Below are 22,394 nucleotides of genomic sequence, written 5' to 3'. Positions count from 1 at the left end.
TTCAAATTTATTGATTCACATAAGTGTTAAAATAGCCACATTCTGCAATTACGTCTTGATAATATTTCGTATCCGAATAGTCTTTTCGCAAAGCTTTGAACGAGTTCCAAGCAATAAAATTAATTTTATCGTCCTGAATTTCCCAATAGCTGTTTATACCGTTGTATTTTTTATTGTAATAATCGTTTCGTTCGCATTTCGAAATCAGATACAAACATTTTGCTTTTTGTTCTTTGTTTGATGCTGCCTCAAACGCTTTTTGGTAATACATTTTAGAAACCGAATTATTGGTAATCATTTCTTTCATCGGATTTCTAAATGAATACGGACTCGATCCATAACCTACAATACTAATTTCGTAGAACGTTCTTCCGTTTCCGAAATGAGAAATATTATAAAAAGCATTTCCTAACAAAAGACTATTATTGTAAACATCTTCTTTCTGCGCCAATTTATCCTGCATCTCTTTTATCGTCGTCAGGAAATCCATAAAAGTGTACTTTCTTTTTTGGTACGCCACATGATCACAATCGTGACAATCTTTTATACTTCCGTTAAACGGATTTCCTAAAAACTTATAGTACTGAACCGAATCGGCTTGTTTCATAAATTCGATTGCCTCTGGAATCTTATTTTTGAATGTCGCCTGAACTGCCTGGAAATTATTAATGTCTTTTAATTTCAAACTATAAATTCCAGCACCAATTTTTTCGATTTCTGTTTTATTCGTTTTTTCCAAAAATGTTTTAATCCCTAGCAAATTTTTCTCATTATCGTAAAAAGCATTTCCTTCGTTCCAATAACTGTAACGCGATTCGCCAAAAATTTCGGTCATTACCGAGTTTCCTTTTTCTCTGTAAAGAGTCGACAAATAACTTCTACTCCATGAAGAAGCATTCTGATAACGAAACTCCTGTCCTCTATACGTTTTTGGCAATTCAAAATACAGCCAGTTCAAATCGGCTAGAATTGTTTTTTCATTCTTGTCCGTAAGTTTATCTATTTTGCTCAAGTTATTTATAAAACGCAATAAACGAAGTTGCATTCCTGCCAATTCAGTTTTAGGTAGCGTTTTTATTGCTTTATCAAAACTCTTATCGGCATTGGCATAATCTCCTTTTAAAGTCTGCAGATATCCCAGAGACAAATCCCATAAATAAGGGCGATCTGTATTTCCTGCCGCAGCAATTTTAGCAATTAAATCCAACGCGCTTTTATCAACAAAAACTTGGTTCTGTGTTTTGTTTTCTGCAACCGTAAGCTGTTTTCTCGGTTGATTTGCTCCTCCGCTCTGCTGAAAAGAATTATTGATTTTTTGTTCTAATGAATTTACCAATCGAGTCGCCAGATAATTCAAATGTTCACTTTTCGGGTCCAGTTCATAAACCTTTTCAATTGCTTGTTTTTCATCTTTATAATAACCGTGAATTGCCCAAAGTGCCGCTTTTTCTTTATTGCTTTTTGCCATTGCCAAAGCTTTGGTCCAATCCGCATCGTTTTTCGGACGGAAACTATAAGCCGTAACTACACGCAATTCTGGACATTTATCAAAAACCTGAGCATACTGATAATTCGAAATCGCATACTTTTTCTGCTTAAAATTGATTCCCGCAACATAACCCAAAGCGCGGTAGTACAAAGTATTTTTGGCCACAGCACTTTCTGTTTTATTAAAAAAATCAATTGCTTTTTGTTTATCATTACTGTAAAAACGGGCTTTCATGGTTAAGAACCAATACCTGTTTTTTAAGAAAGGATCCGACAAAGTATTATATACATTTTCGATTGACTGAATCATTTTAGCATCGTCAAACGTTTTTGCCACAACTGGATCATAACTCCAATAATCTTCGCCAACAGAAACTGTTTCTATTTTTTGAGCCAAATACAAGAACTCGACAAAATTTTTAATTTTATCGTCTTTCAGACTGATCTTTTTTCCCCATTTCTGTGAACTCTTATTTTCTTTTTTGGTTTTATAAAAAACATGAAGGTCTTCTATTTCTTCTTTGTTTTTGATAGCATTTTTATCATCAGAATAATAACTTGGACGTTCGTCACCAATCAAAAAATAATTTACCGTCGTTGTGTCTGCCTTTCCTTTAAGATAATCTGCCCAATCTGATTTTATGTTTTTGTTAAAACGCGAATTGTGTTGGGTATCAAAACCAATTCCGTAAAAGACTCCGCCCGACAAAAAAAGAGGCGAGTACGATTTGTCTGCAAAAGTTTCTGGCGTAAAATTAGAATTGTAGCCAAAGAAATCCCAATCGTCTCCTCCGGCGCAGGCATAAATGATTCCGTATATCGAAAGTAAGGCAAGGCTAAAACTCAGAAATAACTTGTTCAAAAATATTCTTTTCATAATGGTTTAAATTGAATTCGTCTAAATCGTAAAATATAATTTCGTTTGGTTTTTGAGGCAGATTTTCATCCAAATCTTCTGCCATTTCTTTTAAATCTTTTGGGCTAATTTCTTCTATTTTCAAAAGATCGTTTTCTTCATAGAAAACGCCGTTTTTATAATTAGATTTTCTAACCCTAAAAAAAATTGGACTTGTTTTTTCAAAATTCGAATCTTTCTCCAATTCGCTGCTGTCTATTTTAGATCGAAGTCCGATTACTTTATTGTTTCTGATATGAATTCCCCAAGAATAAATCGGCAAAGCCAAGTCGAGACGCAACGGATATTTTTTTAGACTGCTCAGATATTTGGAAGCGATTTTTCGACCATAAATAGAATTTAGAGAATCCGGCGCAATCGACCCCATATTGTAATACATTAAAACGCCAGAATCTGCATTTGGAATTTTAGTCTTTTTAAAATACTTAACCTGATGAAGCCTTATGGTAACCGACAATTTTTGCTTTGAAAGTTTTTTAAAAATTTCGATAAACTTCAGATAATTGTCTTTGCTTTTTAAGGACCAATCACAGTCAATCTGGATTTCGCTGCAGCTGATTTTGTTTTTGCTGTTTATTTCAGAAATCAAATGAAATGTTTTTGTTGCCAGATCTTCAAGATCAAGATTGGTCTGTAGCATTACTTTGTTTTGGACAAAAACTACAGGCACAACCTGAAAAGACTGCATATTTTCCTGAAAGTGAATAGGGCTTATCGGAATCGGATTTTGGGTTTCTGGATGAAGTCCGATATCAAAATAACGAATGTAAAGTTTTTTAATTTCGTTATATTGTAAAACCTCTTTTTCTGTTTTTGAAAATTTCACATTCGTTTTCCAAAAATAAAATGCCATTGAAGGCTGTTCTTTTTTACTGCAAGAAACGAGCAATAAAAGCATCAAAACCAATAAAAATCTCTTAAACAAAACGCGGCAAATTATATTGAATATCAAAAGTAAGAAATTATACCGCAGCAAAGCTTTAAAAAAAGTAAAAACTATAGCAGAACGAAGAGCATGAAATCCTAATAAATGGCCAAAAAATTTCAATTAAAGCAAATATAATTGTTATTTTGTGCAATCAAATTTAAAAACCGCTATGTTCAAAAGCAAACTTAAATATATTCCATTTTTATTAGCATTATTAATGATGAGCTGCGCCAAAAGAGGCAGCATCACAGGCGGACTAAAAGACACGCTTGCTCCAGTTCTGGTTTCAAGCAGTCCAAAAAATTTCACTACCGATTTTAAAGGGAATGAAATCACTTTGACTTTTGATGAATACATAAAACTTAAAAACACCAATAAGCAACTTATTATTTCGCCTCCGCTGAAATACGAACCGCTTATTACGCCTTCGACTGTAAGTAAGTTTATCAAAATTCAGATTCGCGATACCTTACAGCCAAACACGACTTATAGCATGAACTTTGGCCAAAGTATTACCGACAACAATGAAGGTAATGCCTTAAACCAGTTCAAATATATTTTTTCGACTGGATCACATATTGATTCCCTTACCTTAAATGGAAAAATTAAAGATGCCTACGAAAAACATGTCGACAATTTTGTTTCGGTAATGCTTTATGAAATAAACGACAAATACAACGATTCTGTTATTTACAAAGAATTTCCTCGTTACATCACCAATACTTTAGACAGTATGCGTACTTTTAAATTTGAGAATTTAAAGGCGGGCAAATATCTATTGTTGGCATTAAAAGATAAAGGAAGCAATAACAAATTTAATCCGAAAGATGATAAAATCGGATTTTTGAAAAGTTACGTGACAGTTCCATCGGATTCTGTGTACGAATTAGAATTATTTAAAGAAAAGCTGCCAGTAAAAGTCTTTAAACCAATTCAGGCCTCTGGAAATCGTTTGTTGCTGCCATATGACGGAAAACAAAACTTCAAAACCAATGCCCCAAAAATTGTCTTAAAAAACAATAATGAAGTTCTCGAAACCATAATTACACAGTTTCCTAAAAAGGATTCACTGCAGATTTGGCACAAACCGTTAAAAACGGATTCTTTATCAATTGAAATCGAAAAAGAAAAATATAAAAAACAGTTTACTTTTAAGTTTAAAGACCAGAAAAAAGACACACTTAATATTACAGCTGTGCAAAACGGAGTCATCAATTTCAGAGAACGATTTACGTTAGAAAGCGCTACTCCATTGGTTAAGTTTGACAAAAGCAAAATCAGACTTGTCAACAAAGACTCTTCTGCAGTAGATTTTACGACAGAATACGATGTTTTTGACCAAAAGCTATATGTCGATTTCAAAAAAGAACCGCAAGAAAAATACAACTTTACATTTCTCCCAGGTGCTCTGACCGATTTTTTTGAAAAATCAAATGATACTTTATCGTATAAATTAACCACTAAGGAATTATCAGATTACGGAAATTTGATTTTGAATTTAAGGAATGTCAAACGCTATCCGATAATTGTCGAAATCACCAATAAAAAAGGCGATGTTGTCTTGGCAAGCGCTTATTCTGAATCTAGTCCTACGGTTGAATTCAATCTCGTTCAGCCAGATGTTTTTACTGTTCGCGTCATTTACGACGACAATAAAAACAAAATGTACGACACCGGAAGTTTCTTAGAACATCGCTATTCTGAAGAAGTCTTTTACAATCAGGAAGAATTTGATGTGCGTGCCAATTGGGACCGAAACGAAACCATAGACCTCAGCATTCCGTTCAATCCTGAAGTTGAAAAGAAAACGGACGAAAAAAAGAAAAAAGATGCCGAAAGGAAACGAAAAGCCTTTTAAGTTTTCAAACCAAAAGTAATGGATAACGATTTAATACTTAAAAAAAGTTGGCTAAAAAAGAACTGGATCTGGGTAGTTTTCAGCCTTTTTTCGACTATGCTTCTTTTCTGTATTTTATTAAACTCCAATTCAAAAAATGGAGTAACGGATACTTTTACAGCACTTAATGAAAATTCTCTTTATGAAAAAGCAATAGAGAGCGCCAATATAAATTCGGCTGTTTTAAAAACGTTTGGAAAAATTGATCCAATTGATAAATTGGCAATTTTAGAAGGAAATACTTCGTACAGCAACAACAATAATTCTGTCGTTTTATCAGTTAGAATTAAAGGCCTCAAAAACCAGGGAAAATTAGAAGTTCATGCTAATAAAACAGACTCAGAATGGATTTATAAAAAAATATACGTCCATACAAAAAATCCAAAAGGAAAAATTATTGTTTTAGATCAACCTTGAGATTTTAGGAAAGCTTAACCTCAAACAGATCTCTATCACTTAAAAAATCGAGTTTCTTTCTAGTTTCGAGCATTTGGTTCTTATCCAATTCAACTATAAAAACATTTTCGATTTCCTGAGGCTCCAAGATGTAATTTCCTAAAAAGTCTACAACCTGCGAATGTCCGCTATGTTCGTAATTGTGGGCATCAAAACCAATACGGTTTACACCAACCGTATAACTCAAGTTTTCAATTGCCCGCGCCTTTAGCAAAGCATCCCAAGCGTTGGTGCGTACTTTTGGCCAATTTGCGACATAAAGCAGTAAATCATAATTTTCGACATTTCTGACAAAAACTGGAAATCTCAAATCGTAACAAACCTGAAGACAGATTTTCCAATCCAAATACTCCACAATAACTTTTTTGTTTCCTGCTTTATAGAATTTGTCTTCTCCTGCCAGCGAAAACAAATGTCTTTTATCGTAAAACTGAATTTCTCCTGACGGAAAAACAAACAGCATTCGGTTATAAAACTGATTATTCTCTGTAATAATGAGACTTCCTGCGACGGCTGCATTTTGTTGTTTTGCTTTTGATTTTAACCATGCAACTGTTTCTCCGTTCATCGTTTCGGCAACTGCGGCAGGATTCATGGTAAAACCAGTTGAAAACATTTCTGGAAGCACAATTAAATCGACTTCTTCCTTAATAGAATCCATTTTTAAATCAAAGTTCTCACGGTTTTTTTGTGGGGCTTCCCAAAAAAGATCAGATTGTATTAAGGCGATTTTCATACTCAAAACATTATTTCATCTTTTAGCTTAAAAAAGATATTTGAAATTAAATAAGCACCAAATGAGAAGCCGATGCTTTATAAGGCTCTAATTTATCATTTTCAGGCTCTAACTCGGTAATTATATAATCGATTTCAGAAAGGCCCGCAATTTTCATTTTAAGCACTGTATTCAACTTTTCTGAGATAGTTAAAACTGCTGTTTTTTTTGCAGCCTGAACCATTGCTTTTTTAACCTGAACTGTTTCCCAGTCAGAATCTGAATATCCTCCGATTACGTCAAGCGCATTCGTACCAAAAACCAAAAGATCGGCTTTGATATTGGCCAACTGCTGAAAAACTTCTCCGCTCACACACATCTGACTGTACGACGAGATGCTGCCTCCAATCATTATGGTTTTAATATTCGGCTTATCCAAAAGCTGTACTGCCGAAAAAGCTGTAATGGTAAAAACGGTAAGATTAAGATCGTTCGGAATCAAACGGATAAATTCTCTTATTGTAGTTCCTCCATCGACAATCAGAACCATACCATCGTGCAGTAAACTCACCGCCTTCTGCGCAATGACCTGTTTTGATTCGACTGCATAAGTTTGATTGGAAGAAGAATAATGATATCCTTTTGTCATTGCCCCGCCTTTTACTTTAATCAAAAGTGAATCGGCATCAAGCTCGTTAATATCACGACGAACGGTATCTTCTGAAACACCCAGCTTAGCAGATAAGGTTTCAAAACTCACACGTGAGTGAAGATTAATTTCTTTTAAAATATGGTTTTTTCGTTCTTCTTTAGAGTAGTTTAAAACTTCATTGTCATTATTCATGCGAATTCATTTTAGTCTAAACAAAGGTAATCAATTCAGACAGATTATAATATTTAACGTATTAAACACTTTTAAAAAACAAACTCTGATAAAATCATTTACAAAAAAAGCATCCGCTGTAAAGGGATGCTTTTTTCTATATCAGTTTGGATTTTATTTATCCTTTTAAACTTGCTGCTAAATACTCACGGTTCATACGTGCGATATTTTCAAGAGAAATTCCTTTTGGACATTCTACTTCACAAGCTCCAGTATTGGTACAGTTTCCAAAACCTTCCAAATCCATTTGGTGAACCATGTTCAATACACGATCCGTTGCTTCAACTCTACCTTGTGGCAATAATGCATATTGAGAAACTTTTGCAGAAACGAATAACATTGCTGAAGAGTTTTTACAAGTTGCAACACAAGCTCCACAACCAATACAAGCTGCAGCATCAAATGATTTATCTGCATCGTCTTTTGGAACTGGAATAGTATTCGCGTCGATTGTATTTCCTGAAGTATTTACAGAGATAAATCCTCCTGCGTGTTGGATTCTGTCAAAAGAACTTCTGTCAACAACTAAATCTTTAATTACTGGGAACGCTTTTGCTCTAAATGGCTCGATGAAAATCGTATCACCATCTTTAAACATACGCATGTGCAACTGACAAGTTGTAACGCCTCTGTCTGGTCCGTGCGCTTCACCGTTGATGAATAAAGAACACATTCCGCAGATTCCCTCACGACAATCGTGGTCAAATGCTACAGGCTCTTCTCCTTTGTTGATTAGATCTTCGTTAAGAACGTCTAACATTTCAAGGAAAGACATGTCTGGTTCGATTCCATCGATAGGATATTCTACAATCCCTCCTTTATCTTGAGCGTTTTTCTGACGCCATATTTTTAATGTAAGTTTCATATTTATGTTATGTGTTATAAGTTAAGAGTTAAACGTCATAGGGCTACTACTCCATTTTCGTCTTAGCTAAATAATTTATGTATCCATTTAATATTGCTTTGGTTCTTTCGAACCTTTCTCTAAATTGTTGCAACAAATCTTCTTCAATATAATCCTCATCTAAAGCAGTTATTACTTGATTTAAAGCTTCCGTTAAAGAACCTCTCGCAATTCTGCAGAATTGAATATTTTCTTGATAATGATATCTGCCAAACCCTTCGGCAATATTATCACTAACAGATCTAGAAGATCGTTTTAGCTGACTTGTCAAGGCATATTTTTCGTCAATTGGAAATTTCGGAAGAATATTTCTAGAGACAAAGATTCTCAATTCTCTTGCTGCTTTCCAGCACTCCAAATCTTCGAACGACTTTAAACTCATAACCCTTAACTCTTAACTAGTTTTATTTATAACTACGCTGTACTAATTTAATGTTTTCGTAATTAAGAGGTTCTTTGTGTAATACCGCATCACTTGGTTTTCCTTTGTATTCCCAAGCTGCAACGTATGCAAAATTATCATCATCACGAAGTGCTTCTCCTTCTTCTGTTTGGTATTCCTCACGGAAGTGACCTCCACAAGATTCGTTACGGTGTAAAGCATCTTTTGCGAACAATTCTCCTAATTCTAAGAAATCGGCAACACGAGTCGCTTTTTCTAATTCCTGATTAAATTCGTTAGCGCTTCCAGGAACTTTTACATCTTTATAAAACTCTTCACGTAAAGCAGCAATTTCTTCGATAGCTTCAGTTAAACCTTTAGCGTTACGAGCCATACCTACTTTATTCCACATAATTTTTCCTAATTTTTTGTGGAAATAATCTACAGAATGTTTACCGTTGTTATTGATGAATTTATTAATTTGATCTACAACTGCTTTTTCAGCTTCAATGAATTCTGGTAAATCTGTAGAAATTTCACCCATTTTAATATCTGGAGCTAAATAATCTCCGATAGTATATGGCAATACGAAATATCCATCAGCTAAACCTTGCATTAGAGCAGAAGCTCCAAGTCTATTTGCTCCGTGATCAGAGAAGTTAGATTCTCCAATTGAGAAACATCCAGGAATTGTAGTCATTAAGTTATAATCAACCCAAGTTCCACCCATTGTGTAGTGAACCGCTGGGTAAATCATCATTGGTGTTGTATAAGGATCTTCATCGACGATTTTGTAATACATCTGGAATAAGTTTCCGTATTTACTTTTCACGATTGCAGCTCCTAATTTAGTTACCAAAGCAGCATCTTTATCATCTAATCCTTTTACATAAGCATCTTCAGTTCCGTAACGTTTAATTGCCGCTGCGAAATCCAAGTAAACTGCCTCACCCGTTTTGTTAACTCCAAAACCAGCATCACATCTTTCTTTAGCCGCACGAGACGCAACGTCACGAGGAACCAAGTTACCAAATGCAGGGTATCTTCTTTCTAAGAAATAATCTCTTTCTTCTTCAGATAAATCTGTCGCTTTTTTTCTTCCTTCACGAATTGCCTGAGCATCTTCTAATTTTGCAGGAACCCAAATACGACCGTCATTACGCAATGACTCAGACATCAACGTCAGTTTAGACTGGTGATCTCCTGAAACCGGAATACATGTTGGGTGAATTTGCGTGTAACAAGGATTTGCGAAAAACGCTCCTTTTTTATGAATTTTCCAAGCTGCTGTTGCGTTACTTCCCATAGCATTTGTAGAAAGGAAAAACACGTTTCCGTATCCTCCAGAACCAATTACTACCGCGTGAGCAGAATGTCTTTCGATTTCTCCAGTGATTAAGTTACGAGCGATAATACCTCTCGCTTTTCCGTTTACGATTACTAAGTCTAGCATTTCGTGACGGTTGTACATTTTGATTTTTCCACGACCAATCTGACGGTTCATTGCAGAATAAGCTCCTAACAATAATTGCTGTCCTGTTTGTCCTTGTGCGTAGAATGTACGAGAAACCAAAGTTCCTCCAAATGAACGGTTATCTAAAAGTCCGCCATATTCACGAGCCAATGGCACCCCTTGAGCCACACATTGGTCAATAATATTTGCAGAAACTTCAGCCAAACGGTGAACGTTTGCCTCACGTGCACGGTAGTCACCTCCTTTTACAGTATCGTAGAACAATCTGTAAACTGAGTCACCGTCACCTTTATAGTTTTTTGCTGCGTTGATACCTCCTTGTGCTGCAATAGAGTGCGCACGACGTGGAGAATCTTGGAAGCAGAATGCTTTTACGTTATATCCTAACTCAGCAAGAGTAGCCGCAGCCGAACCTCCAGCTAAACCTGTACCAACAACGATAATATCTAAATTACGTTTGTTTGCAGGGTTTACTAAATTAATATGATCTTTATAATTTGTCCATTTGTCCGCTATAGGACCATTTGGAATTTTTGAATCTAATGCCATTATAATTGATATTAATTATTGGTTGAAATGATGAAATAAAGCGATAATTACAAAAGCTGCCGGAACAACAACTGCGAACCAGTAACCTACTTTTGCCAAAAATCTTGAGTATTTGTTGTGCATCCCTACAGATTGAAGAGAAGATGCAAACCCATGCCATAAGTGGAATCCTAAAAGGATGAAAGAAATACAGTATAATCCTGTACGAACAGGGCTGTGAAATTTGTGAACTAACTCACCATAATATCTTGTAGCATCTGGCGCCGTTCCTGCTATATATTTGTAGCTAACTTCAGGAAACCAGAAATCATAAAAGTGCAATCCTAGGAAAGCCAAAATAACCAATCCAGAAATAATCATATTTCTAGAACTCCAAGAAGCGTTTGCAGCTCCGTTGTATTTAGCGTATGCAATTGGTCGTGCCGCGCTGTTTTGTGCCGTAAGTACAAATCCCATTACGAAATGGAAAATTACCCCGAATGCCAAAACTGGCTGCATTACATACTGAATCAGCGGATTGTATCCCATAAAGTGAGAAGCTTCGTTGAAAACGTCTTCACTTAAAATAGAAATGAAATTTAAGGAAACATGCAGCGCTAAAAACGTGATTAAGAATATTCCCGAAAGAGCCATAGCCACTTTCTTTAAGATGGAAGCATTCAATAGTGCAGATTGTGCCATAAGTGTTTAAGTAGTTTGTTTTAAAAAATTAGACAAAAATAACTCAATTACAAAAGAACTACAACCATTTCGCTGTTATTTATAATGATTTTAAAATAGCCTTTGTCTACGTATTTTTACGTACACAACAGCAGATGCTAAGGAATAATTCATTATAGAAAAATCCAAAAAGCTACATTCTAGGCTTTAAAGCAAAATTGCGTTCTAAGTAGATTCCAGAAAAATTTATGATATTATTATTTTATTTTAAGTTTTGATTTATTTTCTTCAAAAGTGCCGCGCTGCTTCAATTTTATCAAACTAAAAAATTGTCATTCCACAACATAGTTTTACCTTTAGCGGCTTAAAATTTAATAATGAAAACAGGAATTGACGCTATCTCTTTTGATGTAGCCAACATACATTTACCCATAAAAACTTTGGCAATTGCCAGAAATATTGAACCAGAAAAATTAGAAAAAGGTCTTGGATTACTAAAAATGACCTTTCCAGACGCTCACCAAGACGCTGTAGTTTTTGGAGCAAACGCCCTGACAAAACTTATCCTTGACAACAAAATAAACCTAAACGAAATAAGCCGAATCTATGTGGGTACCGAAAGCGGTGTCGACAGTTCGAAACCAATTGCTTCTTATTTAATTAATTTAATGGAGCAGAAATTTGGAGAAGATTCTCTTGCCGAATGCGATGTTGTTGACTTTACTTTTGCTTGTATTGGCGGTGTTGATGCGATGCAGAACTGCCTTGATTTTGTAAAACTGAACCCTACTAAAAAAGCAATCGTAGTTACTTCTGATTTTGCAAAATACGATTTGAATTCTGGCGGAGAATACACTCAAGGCGCCGGAGCTGTTGCGATGTTAATCTCAGCAAACCCAAAAATCATTGCTTTTGATGATAATTGGGCAACGAGCACAAAAGGTGTTTTCGATTTCTTCAAACCATACAGAACGATTTCTAAAGAAGAAATCACTCAAAATACCAACAACGATTCCTGGTTTGATAATTTAGAAGCCGAAATCGAAATCCACAAAGACCAGCCGGTTTTTGACGGACAATATTCCAACCAATGTTATATGGATCGTACGCGGAATGCTTACTTTTCATTTAAAAAATTAAAAAACACTACTGAAACTCTATACAATACTTGGCACAGTATCGTAATGCATTTACCCTATTCTTTCCAAGGGCGACGAATGTTATCTGAAATCTACGCTTTAGACAGTGCCGAAAAAATTATCGCCGATGATATTGCACCTGCAGATTATCAAACAAAAATTAAAGAAGTAGCAAAATCGGAAAATTACAGAAGTTTTGTAACTGAGAAATTACAACCTGCAGAATTGGCTTCTTCATTAATTGGAAATCTTTATACTGGTTCCATTTTCATGGGATTGTTATCGACTTTGGCTCATTTTTATGATACGAACAAAGACGTTGCTGGAACTAAATTCGGTTTCTTAGCTTACGGAAGCGGATCGAAATCAAAAGTTTTTGAAGGAACTATTCAACCGGAATGGAAATCGGCTTTAGCAAATGTGAAACTTTTCGAAAATTTAGCAGAAAGCGTAGAAATTGATTTCGACACTTACGAAAGCCTTCATAAAAAAGAACAAAAACAAAGCGTAAGAGCTCCAAAAAACGAATGGGTTTTAGACAGAATCGAAAAAGAAATTCCTGTTTTGATCGGAGCGCGTTATTATAAATGGGTGGATTAAATTCCAATAAAGAAATACCAAATTCCAATAAAAAAACCGAAGCAAATTAAATTGCTTCGGTTTTTTATTATCCACTGCTAGCGCGAGCGTCCCGCTCGTGCACGCAATATGTATTTTTTTTTCAGGACGAGAAAAATTCTCCTATTTTATTTATCAACCAATATAAACAAGCCATATTTGGCTTTTTGTCCATAGAGAGCGACAGCAACTTTTGAAGAAAAATGGTAATAATCTTTATTTTCCAGATTGCAACTGTTCTTTTTGTCTTTTTGTGCTTTGAGAAAGTCTTCAAAATCAATTTCTATTCCTTCACTAACTACAATTGGATTTCCATCGGTCTTACTAATTTCGCTACCAATTTCACCAAGGTATACGATAGTAGGCAGAGCTTTTATTTTATAAACAGAATTCATTTCATCTTTGCTTAAAATATAATCTGCTGTTTCAAATCCAAAAGAATTATATCGTGTTTTTTCATTTTTAATTTCGGTGTATGAAACTCTTATCACATTATCATCATCTATTATTTCTGTAGGAACTTCTATGGAAAATGTTCCATCAGCCTTAGTATTTACTACAATTATTTTTTGAATAGAAACAAAAGTTACTCTTGCGTTTTCAATAGGCACTTCTTCTTGATCTTTAATAATTCCTTTTAGAGTAGTAAAGTCATTCGGCTTTGAAAGATTTGGTTTTACAGCCTCATTATTTTTGTCAACCTGAGAAACAGTGTCTTTTTTCGATACTATTTCGGTTTGCAATCCCAAATTCTGCGATTGCAAGGGCTGGACAACGCCTAATGTTGTCACAATCATTAAACCCGAAACAACATTGGAATAGGGTAATTTATAATTTTTATGCCTTTCAAAATCTATTAATGGCAAATCAAGCTGCTTTTTTGTAACTCTGCCGCAAATGCTTCCATTTGATTTTTGCAGTTTTTGGGCAAGTTCAAATTGATTTAACTTAGTAAAATCTAGTACCTTTTTTGAACATATTTCACAAAAACCACCTTCACTATTAGGCTTCATATTCTCCCAATTCTCGTTACAAGGTTTATTTATTTTCAAAAATTTGTTTGTCATGGTTGATTGGTATAAAAACTTGAATTCTAATTATTTTTTAACTAGCCCTAAAAACAATATTGGGTTGATAATTCTAAAAATGCCTTAGTAATTATGTCAAAATAAGTCCCCTTATTTATTTTACCATTAAGGCATTAAGCTCATAAAGCTTGGCTTAATTTTCTTAATAGCTTAATGGTAAAAGAAAATTAAGTTTTAATTTTAAAAAATCATTTTAATCATAATGGTTTTTTATTTTAAGCAAAATTTCATACACAACATCAACATTACCTTCCTTATGTCTTCTAGCCCAAAAACTATAAACCCGCAAAGCTAAGTAAAAGTAAGAAAAAGCAACAGTTAATCATTTTAAAATAAGTATAACAAAACAACATCTAAATCATTTTCTAAGCCCTATCGCGCGGATTATTGCGGTAGCGGGGATGTTCAATTAAAAAAAGTTAAATTAAAAACCAATTGAAGGATAAACTACTTCTGTTTTATTTAGCAGTTTTCCTTTGTTGGAGTATTGATAGATATAATCATTGCCCTTGGCAGAAGGAACAAGAACCTCATAACTACCGTCTTTTTTTATTGTTTTTACTTTCCCGTTTTCGTATTTTATTACTTTGGATTCTAATATTCCTTTTTTATCAAATTCTTCTTCTGTTGATACTATTCCCGGTTGAAGTCCTTTAAACGTTGATCTGCTTTGAATGATGTTTGAATCGCCATAATAAAATTCGCGTGTACCTTTTATATCATCCTGAATGTCCCAACCTGAAAGGTTCATGTTTTTAGAATAAATCCTTTCTCCATTTCGGTATCTTTGTTCGCTTTCATATTGGGTATTTTCAGAGTCCTTGTTATAAAAAATGTTGCCTTTCAAATAAGCAGATGCCAGAATCACTCCAGATCGTATTTTTTTATATTCTACAAGTGTATCGTTTCTAAAAGTCATTTTTATCTCCATAGAAGGTTTTAAACCTGAAAAAGATATTTGTCCGTCAATTTTTCCCATCTTGTTTACATAAAGAGAGGCTTTATTGTCTCCACGCATTTCCAAAATGTAATTGCCTTCTTTTAGAGGTGTACCATCTTTATAGGTCATATTTGCAGGCTTTGCTTTTTCCATATTGTCCCAAAACTCCCAGTTGTTTAATTCATCTGTTTTCAGGATTGTTTGTGCATGAGCTGTGTTAATTAATAGCGACAGAAAAATAATAAGCCTTGTTAAAAGAATGTTTCTTTTCATGAGTTTGTTTTTATCTAGTTTTAGTTTCTCATTTATGTGTGACATTAAATGTCTTCGATCTGCAAAGTCTCTTGACTTGAGTTAGAACATGTTTTTGATATTTGAACGGATACGAAATCGGAGACTTCGCACAGCAATAGCTTAATGGCAAAAGAAAATTAAGTTTAATTTTAAAAAATCAGGCATGTTATTATGTCAAAATAGGTCCCCTTATTTATTTTATCATTAAGCCATTAAGCTCATAAAGCTTGGCTTAATTTTCTTAATAGCTTAATGGTAAAAGAAAATTAAGTTTTAATTTTAAAAAATCATTTTAATCATAATGCTTTTTTATTTTAAGCAAAATTTCATACACAACATCAATATTACCTTCCTTATATCTTCTAGCCCAAAAACTGTAAAACCACACCACATCTGACTTGTACTTGCAAAAACCTTTATCATCGCTCAGTTTTTTTAATGTATTAGAAGAGCAATATTTTTGAATATCAGGAAGATACACGCTAATATTTCCGTCCACTTCTTGAGGACTAGCTCCATAACGCATTATTTCATAAATATTGTTTAGCTTTTCCCTATCTGTGCCTACATCATCATATGCCAACAACAGTTTGTCTACTACTTCATCAAAATGATTATTACGATACGTTTCTGTTGATACTGTAGCGAACAAAACCGATTTATAGCTGTAGAGCGCCTCTTTTAACTGTTCAGAATGCTCTTTTAAATCGTCAATATTAACAAGTACGCGATATACGTCATCAAATAACTGCCCGTCAAAAACAGAGCTCACATATTGTCTAAGACCCAAAAAATCAACTGACAAGCCTCTCTTTTTCACATAAAAATCGTTCATAAATGAATTCCATGCACCAGTAATCATTGGCTTACTTAATGGCGAAGACTCTTCTTCACTTTCTTCTGAGTTTACCTGATAATCGCTTTCCTTGCTTTCTGTTACTGCGTCGCTTTCCGTAGGACTTGATACTACTGCTGCTCCTGAATCTTCTACAGTTCCTTGTTCACTCAACAATCTATGAAAGAATCCTTCTATACCAGTTCCATCCCCCGACCTAAACGTTAAAGCATTTTTCGTTGCTACAAAAAAAGAGAAAACGAAAATAATAGATGCTATCAAAATCATTAAAAAGCCCATTAGTTTAGCTATTTCGCTAACCGCCTCTTTTACGCGTAATAACAAACCTATTACCAGACTGGATATAATTATAATGGCAAATGAAAATGAAAGCCGATCTATAAAATCGTGACTAGGAAATGCGATATCGCTATTATCTACGACTACAATTACAGCAAATACAAAAGTCAAAACACCATAAATAAGAATAACCCGAAACGAATTTTTCCAAAATTTATCATGTGCTGTATTCCCCGTTTTTTCTTCATTTGTTGAATCAGAATTAATAATGGAAACTATTATTTTCTGAATAATGATTGAAATCGCAATCGAAATTAGAACCAATCCACCTACTAAAAGCACAAGAGCTGGCTCAAGTGACCCCCATTCATAACCGTCTTCTAGCACTCGAAAAGCAAAACTACTGATGATTACTAGTATTATTTGAACTATCGTAACAATTTTGTAAGATTTTATCATTCTTCAGAGCTTTGATTGTAATGCTGTTTTATTTCGTTTAAGATTTTGGCAACTTCTTCTTTATTTCCTTCATGATTTCTTCTGGCCCAAAAACTGTAGAACCAAATAAAATCAGACTCCGCACTATACTCATTGTTTGTAATGTTCAATTTATTAAATTTTGCTATCGTTGTCGAAGAAAAATAGTCTACAAATTTTGAGAAATACTCGCTTAGAACCTGTGTATTCTTGTCCTCCGCTTTCATTACCCTATAGATTTCAATCAACTTATCGTTTTCATTGCCAATATCATCATAAACTAATAATAATCCATCTATGATTTCATCAAAATTAGCCGTCTTATACGTTTCTTTAGAGACAGCGCTGAAGAGTACCGGCTTATATACTTCAAATTCTGAATAAAGTTCATTTGGATTATTCCTTAATTTATCAATGAACTGAACAAGATAATAGTGGTCATTTTCTATAATATGGTCATCCAAACTACTACCTACCAACTTTCTTATTTCATAAAAATCAGACTTACCGTCAAGAAATCCCCAATCTTTAATCAAAGAATTCCAAGATTCGTACAACAAAGTTGCTACATCTCTTGCTCCATCATCTCCTTCACTTTCTTCGTAGTCTCCGTAATCTTCTGCTACTTGTTCTACGCTAGCTTGATTTTGTTTTTCGGCTTTAGTCAGGATATATCGCTGTGAATTTTCTATAAATAAAACTAGAAAAATAAACTCAAAAACTACCGAGACTCCGAGGATTAAAAAACTAAAAATTAAGACAAATGAAGCCAGTGATTTGTTTAATTTCCAATAAATTCCGACTGCCAGCAAAAAGGAAGCAACAATCAAACTTATTACCACAACAAGCAGCGATCTGAAAAATATTATTGCATAGAAACTAACGGGCTGATCTATAACCAATGGATCTTTGTTAAGAATAAATGCTGAAAAAGCTCCAATAATTACCAACAAAAAAACATTGCAGAAGAAGGCAAACTTCCAGAAATTTTGTTTACGTTTTAGTTTTGTAATTTCTACTTCGTCTTCCGGAGCGTCTTTTGGGTTTGGAAACAAAGTAAAAAGAGAAACAACACAGCAGACAACAAAGAAAAACAAAGGCAAAAAATAACCATACTGAAATTCGTAAGGATGCAGATCTCTGATTCTAAGCACCTTTTGCTCTCTGTAATTTGACAAAATTAAAATACCAACTAAAATAATAGGGATAAACTGTAGCAGTAAGGCGTTTTTAAAAAATCTGAATTTTCTATCCATTTAGGCTTAATCATTAATTACAAGAAAATTCTCAAAAATATAAAACTTTCAAAATAACCTACTAACTATTTAAAGATATTTTACTACAAAAAAAATGAGTTAAAAATCAAAGACTTACACAATCGAAAAGACAAGATTGTGCTAAAAAAAACCGAAACAAAAGTTTCGGTCTTTCTGCTCAGCACAGATTGCTACTAAAAATCTACGCAAAAGCCTTATTGTCTTGCACTATCGTTATTCTACTTCAACCTTTTAAGAGAAACAAAACCTGTTGGGCTATTACCCTCACTGGTAGCGCTGACTGCTTCTAAGGTCATACCATTCCCACTTGGAGCCACCCTAAAAGAATAGATTTTAGAGGCATACATTGGAATAGCAGTAATAAGTGTTAATGTTGTTTTACTAACAGTTTCAAAATTGTTGATACGGGCTACCCATTTATTGTCTGTATCGCACCAAATACCAATGGTGACAGCATATGCATTTAGGATAGCAAAATTCATATGAACCAGGTAAACACCATCTGTAGTTACTTTAACTGAATTAGCCGTACTACTGCTGGTAAAATTATTGGTATTATCTATTAAGACATTGGATAAATTGCCAATTTTCACAGCTGTACCTGAAGTACTAAGAAAAAAATTTGTTGCCAGCTTTGCCGTAATTTCCTGGGCTACTTCTAACTTGCCATTAATTGCCATTACAGTTCCTCGGTTTGAGGGTGTAATATTAATAAGCGGAAAACTACCTTTTTTCAAAATACCATCTGCATCTACAACAATAGGACTATCACTGGTATTAGCGCTAACCTGCAGACCACTTAAACCAAGTGTGTTATTTTCGCTAGTAATAACAGCGGTAGGTTTACTAAGATTACCGTCCAGCCCCATAAATCCAGCACTGGCAGTTATGCCGTTATCTGTATAAGGTATTAAAGGGATTTTTTCACCATTTGGACTTATTCCGACAGGACTTTGCGCCATACTAATCGCGCTCAGAAAAAGAAACCACAGGCGCAAAAGTTTTTTTACTTTCATAGATATAAATTTTAATGCTTTTGAATTTTATTTTTAAAATCAACTCTTGTACCTATTTTACCCTTTTGACTGAAAAGTAAGTAACAGGACCGTTACCAGTACCCCCTGAATTAAGAGCCATAATTGTTGCTGTTGTATTGGTAGAATAACCCGCTCTAAACGAATAAGTTTTGGAGGAAGACTTTGGAACTGAGTTAAGTAATGTAAGATTGATCTTAGAATCGTTTCCAGTTTGGTTATTTATTTTGCACAGCCACTGGTTATCAGTATTACACCATATCCCTATCGAAGGATTTCCGCCTTGTACAGTATTTGTATTAACAACTTGTGTATTAATAGTTACCGCATAAAGACCATCTGCAGTTACAGTAAACGAATTGCCGGTACCGTCACTTGCAAAAGTGCCTTTATTATCTATCAAGACATTGGTTATATTAGGAATTACTTTTACAGCAGGACTACTGGTGCCAATAGGAAAATTTGTTGTCAGAAGAGCAGAGATTTCCTGTGCTACTTCGAGTTTGCCGTTTAGTGTAATCACCGTACCTATATCGGTAGGCAAAATATTGATAACAGGAAAAGCAGTCTTTTTTATAATGCCGTCTGCTGTTACTGCAATAGGCTTATCGTTGCTGTCGGTACTGTCGGTAAGGCCGTTTAATTTCAGCGTATTTACTGCGGTTGTCGCAATAGATGTAGGTTTTATTAATTCACCATTCAGTTCCAGAGTGCCATTGTTATTAGTAAGTCCGTTATTGGCACTGGTATTAACCGTAATTTTTTCACCATAAGGAGATACTGCGGTTTTGGTTTGGGCGTTTATTACTCCAATCTGAAGTAACAAAATCAGATATACTATTTTTTTCATTTTACTTTGTTTTAATTCGATACTTAAAAGAAGTACGCTATCTTTTTTGGTTATAATCTTTTAATGGAATAATAAGTGAATTCTGCCCTTAAAGCACCTGTTGCATAACCACAGGACGCCCTAAACGAATAGGTTTTGCCTGCAGACATAGTTATGGTAGTAATCAAGGTCGTGTTCATGTTTACATCACTTAAAGCATAGGTGTTACGTGCTACCCAAACATTGTCGGTATTACACCATACTCCTATAGCCGGATTACCTCCCGCGGTACCACTTGTATTATAAAACATAGTATTTATGTAAACCGTATACAAACCAGTTGTAGTTACAGTAAAGGAATTGCTGGTATCGCTGGTTACAAAGGTGTTATCGGTATCGGTTACAGCAGTAAGTTTGCCTACTACCCTGTTTGAGTTGTCAGTAGAGCCAATAGGATAATCTTCTCTAAGCTTTACCGTAATTTCTTGTGCTGTTTCGAGCTTGCCATCTACAGCAATTACAGTTCCCATATCCGTAGGAACTATATCAATTGGTGGGAAAGCTCCTTTTTTAAGAGTGCCATCTGCCGCAACTACTATAGGGGCATCACTGGCATCGGTACTGGCTGTAAGATTTTTAATTGCAAGAGTATTTGTAGCACTGGTGGTTATAGTTGTAGGTTTAACTAAAGTACCGCCCAGTTGTATGACGCCATCAGTAGCAGTAAGACCATTGTTTACATTGGGATGAATCGTGATTTTTTGCCCAGTAGGAGCTAGTATAGTCTTTTGCGCCATCATAATCCCGCTTTGAATTACCAATAGCAAGAGTGTAATTTTCTTCATTTTACATGAATTTAAAAATTAATAATTGTACTAGTGTGGTATTTGTTTGGGTGTAAATTTGTTTTTGGGAAGAAATTTGTTTTTGGAAGGAAAGTAATTTTGGTAATGAAGAACGAGTTTAAAGAAATGCCCGTTTATCTAACTATAGTTTTTGTGCCTCGATGTTTATAACTTGTACAACTTTGTCATTCAGCCTTTCGTATTCTTCTCTTATCAGAATTGAAATACTCCCAACGCGATCGCCACGAATAGATTTTCTTATGTAATCGGGAGTACATCTGTACTTGTTTTGTATCATCTTTATAATATCTCGATTATAACTCGATTTTGCTTTTCTGCTTTTATTCATCGCGCTTTTTGTTTTACGATTTTGTACTAATCCATTGTCTTTCTCACAAGATTTAGAACGGTTTCCTTGTTTGCCTTCTCCATTGTTACGTAATCCCTTTTGATATTGTCGGGTTTTACCCCCTGTACTGTTCCGTTTATACATTGGCGGATGTAATATTTTGAAACCTTATATTTTAAAAACAAGGCTTCTAGCACAGTAGAATCATAGGATTTGTAATTTTTTGTTTTACTTTTGTCCATTGCTTTTTTTGTTTTAAAATTTGAAACAAATGTATGATAATTTTCAAAACTAGCAAATTATTTATGATAATTATCCTACAAAATGAACAATATATTGAAAAATTTCAAATACATAGCAGATAACGAAGGTATAACTATTTCAAAGCTGGAGCTGATAATAGGCGCCAGCAAAGGAGTTTTATCAAGAGCTATTGCGAATAACAGTGATATTCAATCAAAATGGATTTCTAAAATTGTTGAAATTTATCCCAAATACAATTGTGAATGGTTGATAAAAAACGAAGGTCCAATGATTAAAAATGAAAATAGTCATTTATCTGAACCACAAATTACAGAGACATCTATAAATTATAAAGAATTAGCAGAATCTAGAAAAGAAACCATTGAAAGCATGAAAAAACAGATTTTATATCTGGAAGAAAAAATTGCCAATATCTAGCACATAACAAAAAGCCGAAGCAAAATGCTTCGGCTTTTTTTCGAACAGTTTGTCATTTCGACTGAAAGGAGAAATCACAGTAGAAACTCTACAAAGATCGACAATCTAGCATGCAGAGTCTCTAAGGTTTAGCAAGCAACTACACACAACAGTTTGTCATTCTGAGGAACGAAGACACGAGCGATAGCGAACTGGCGAAGCAATCACACTCGGAATTCGATAAAGATTATTGATTTTGCACGCAGAGTTTCTTGTATGATTCTTCGTTCCTCAGAATGACAAGATTAGGTAAAACCTTTGTCAAAGGCATTCCTCGAAATTAAAAAAAGAAGCAAATCTACATTATACTTTTTCAACGAAGCTTTTAGGCTTTATCATGAAGTGTTTCGGTTGCATGACCAAACATCTAGGTAAAATAATCAAAATTTTAGGCTCT

Annotated in this window: 20 protein-coding genes; 4 read left to right on the top strand and 16 right to left on the bottom strand. The window is 34.4% G+C overall.

The window, feature by feature from the left end; genetic code table 11:
• Positions 1-7 precede the first annotated feature (7 nt).
• Positions 8-2,365, bottom strand: a complete 2,358-nt coding sequence (locus ACFFLS_RS00805) for a hypothetical protein (RefSeq protein WP_379689082.1) — start codon at positions 2,363-2,365, stop codon at positions 8-10.
• Entirely contained in the window at positions 2,325-3,257 is a 933-nt protein-coding gene (locus ACFFLS_RS00800; protein ID WP_379689081.1) for a hypothetical protein, read from the bottom strand. Before ACFFLS_RS00800 ends, ACFFLS_RS00805 begins: the two co-directional genes overlap by 41 nt.
• 244 nt (positions 3,258-3,501) lie before the next feature.
• Here ACFFLS_RS00800 and ACFFLS_RS00795 point away from each other — a divergent pair, with 244 nt between their 5' ends.
• Both ACFFLS_RS00795 and ACFFLS_RS00790 read left to right on the top strand, forming a co-directional pair.
• Complete coding sequence (locus tag ACFFLS_RS00795; RefSeq protein ID WP_379689078.1) at positions 3,502-5,190, top strand: Ig-like domain-containing domain; 1,689 nt, start codon at positions 3,502-3,504, stop codon at positions 5,188-5,190.
• Positions 5,191-5,208: 18 nt separating this feature from the next.
• Complete coding sequence (locus ACFFLS_RS00790; protein ID WP_379683774.1) at positions 5,209-5,646, top strand: cytochrome c oxidase assembly factor Coa1 family protein; 438 nt, start codon at positions 5,209-5,211, stop codon at positions 5,644-5,646.
• Between the two features lie 4 nt (positions 5,647-5,650).
• On the opposite strand, the gene ACFFLS_RS00785 is transcribed toward ACFFLS_RS00790, so the two are convergent.
• From ACFFLS_RS00785 to ACFFLS_RS00760, 6 genes are all read right to left on the bottom strand, one after another.
• On the bottom strand, positions 5,651-6,421 hold the full coding sequence (locus ACFFLS_RS00785) for an amidohydrolase (protein WP_379683775.1): 771 nt from the start codon (positions 6,419-6,421) through the stop codon (positions 5,651-5,653).
• Positions 6,422-6,467: 46 nt separating this feature from the next.
• The gene (locus tag ACFFLS_RS00780; protein ID WP_379683776.1) at positions 6,468-7,244 is read right to left on the bottom strand and encodes a DeoR/GlpR family DNA-binding transcription regulator; all 777 of its coding nucleotides are present in this window, start codon (positions 7,242-7,244) and stop codon (positions 6,468-6,470) included.
• A gap of 157 nt (positions 7,245-7,401) precedes the next feature.
• The gene (locus ACFFLS_RS00775) at positions 7,402-8,148 is read right to left on the bottom strand and encodes a succinate dehydrogenase/fumarate reductase iron-sulfur subunit (protein WP_379683777.1); all 747 of its coding nucleotides are present in this window, start codon (positions 8,146-8,148) and stop codon (positions 7,402-7,404) included.
• Positions 8,149-8,194: 46 nt separating this feature from the next.
• Positions 8,195-8,569, bottom strand: a complete 375-nt coding sequence (locus tag ACFFLS_RS00770; RefSeq protein WP_379683778.1) for a four helix bundle protein — start codon at positions 8,567-8,569, stop codon at positions 8,195-8,197.
• A gap of 22 nt (positions 8,570-8,591) precedes the next feature.
• The gene (locus ACFFLS_RS00765) at positions 8,592-10,592 is read right to left on the bottom strand and encodes a fumarate reductase/succinate dehydrogenase flavoprotein subunit (RefSeq protein ID WP_379683779.1); all 2,001 of its coding nucleotides are present in this window, start codon (positions 10,590-10,592) and stop codon (positions 8,592-8,594) included.
• A 15-nt stretch (positions 10,593-10,607) separates the two neighbouring features.
• Complete coding sequence (locus ACFFLS_RS00760; protein WP_379683780.1) at positions 10,608-11,273, bottom strand: succinate dehydrogenase cytochrome b subunit; 666 nt, start codon at positions 11,271-11,273, stop codon at positions 10,608-10,610.
• A 356-nt stretch (positions 11,274-11,629) separates the two neighbouring features.
• Here ACFFLS_RS00760 and ACFFLS_RS00755 point away from each other — a divergent pair, with 356 nt between their 5' ends.
• Positions 11,630-12,991, top strand: a complete 1,362-nt coding sequence (locus ACFFLS_RS00755; protein WP_379683781.1) for a hydroxymethylglutaryl-CoA synthase family protein — start codon at positions 11,630-11,632, stop codon at positions 12,989-12,991.
• Between the two features lie 146 nt (positions 12,992-13,137).
• Here ACFFLS_RS00755 and ACFFLS_RS00750 read toward each other — a convergent pair whose 3' ends face one another.
• From ACFFLS_RS00750 to ACFFLS_RS00715, 8 genes are all read right to left on the bottom strand, one after another.
• A complete protein-coding gene (locus ACFFLS_RS00750) occupies positions 13,138-14,076 on the bottom strand; it encodes a hypothetical protein (protein WP_379683782.1) in 939 nt (312 codons plus the stop codon).
• 445 nt (positions 14,077-14,521) lie between these two features.
• Complete coding sequence (locus ACFFLS_RS00745) at positions 14,522-15,310, bottom strand: hypothetical protein (RefSeq protein WP_379683783.1); 789 nt, start codon at positions 15,308-15,310, stop codon at positions 14,522-14,524.
• Between the two features lie 313 nt (positions 15,311-15,623).
• The gene (locus ACFFLS_RS00740) at positions 15,624-16,925 is read right to left on the bottom strand and encodes a hypothetical protein (RefSeq protein WP_379683784.1); all 1,302 of its coding nucleotides are present in this window, start codon (positions 16,923-16,925) and stop codon (positions 15,624-15,626) included.
• The gene (locus ACFFLS_RS00735; RefSeq protein ID WP_379683785.1) at positions 16,922-18,199 is read right to left on the bottom strand and encodes an MFS transporter; all 1,278 of its coding nucleotides are present in this window, start codon (positions 18,197-18,199) and stop codon (positions 16,922-16,924) included. The genes ACFFLS_RS00740 and ACFFLS_RS00735 overlap by 4 nt, the downstream gene beginning before the upstream one ends.
• 239 nt (positions 18,200-18,438) lie before the next feature.
• Complete coding sequence (locus ACFFLS_RS00730; RefSeq protein ID WP_379683786.1) at positions 18,439-19,236, bottom strand: hypothetical protein; 798 nt, start codon at positions 19,234-19,236, stop codon at positions 18,439-18,441.
• Between the two features lie 52 nt (positions 19,237-19,288).
• The gene (locus ACFFLS_RS00725) at positions 19,289-20,104 is read right to left on the bottom strand and encodes a hypothetical protein (protein WP_379683787.1); all 816 of its coding nucleotides are present in this window, start codon (positions 20,102-20,104) and stop codon (positions 19,289-19,291) included.
• A gap of 50 nt (positions 20,105-20,154) precedes the next feature.
• The gene (locus tag ACFFLS_RS00720; RefSeq protein ID WP_379683788.1) at positions 20,155-20,928 is read right to left on the bottom strand and encodes a hypothetical protein; all 774 of its coding nucleotides are present in this window, start codon (positions 20,926-20,928) and stop codon (positions 20,155-20,157) included.
• A gap of 142 nt (positions 20,929-21,070) precedes the next feature.
• On the bottom strand, positions 21,071-21,421 hold the full coding sequence (locus ACFFLS_RS00715) for a hypothetical protein (RefSeq protein WP_379683789.1): 351 nt from the start codon (positions 21,419-21,421) through the stop codon (positions 21,071-21,073).
• A 180-nt stretch (positions 21,422-21,601) separates the two neighbouring features.
• Between ACFFLS_RS00715 and ACFFLS_RS00710 the strand changes: the two genes are divergently transcribed.
• Positions 21,602-21,958: a hypothetical protein gene (locus ACFFLS_RS00710; protein WP_379683790.1), complete on the top strand. Its 357-nt coding sequence runs from the start codon at positions 21,602-21,604 to the stop codon at positions 21,956-21,958.
• The last annotated feature ends 436 nt before the right edge of the window (positions 21,959-22,394 follow it).

The organism is Flavobacterium procerum (genome assembly GCF_042431625.1).
Classification (GTDB): Bacteria; Bacteroidota; Bacteroidia; order Flavobacteriales; family Flavobacteriaceae; genus Flavobacterium; species Flavobacterium procerum.
This window is presented reverse-complemented; position numbering and strand designations above follow the sequence as displayed.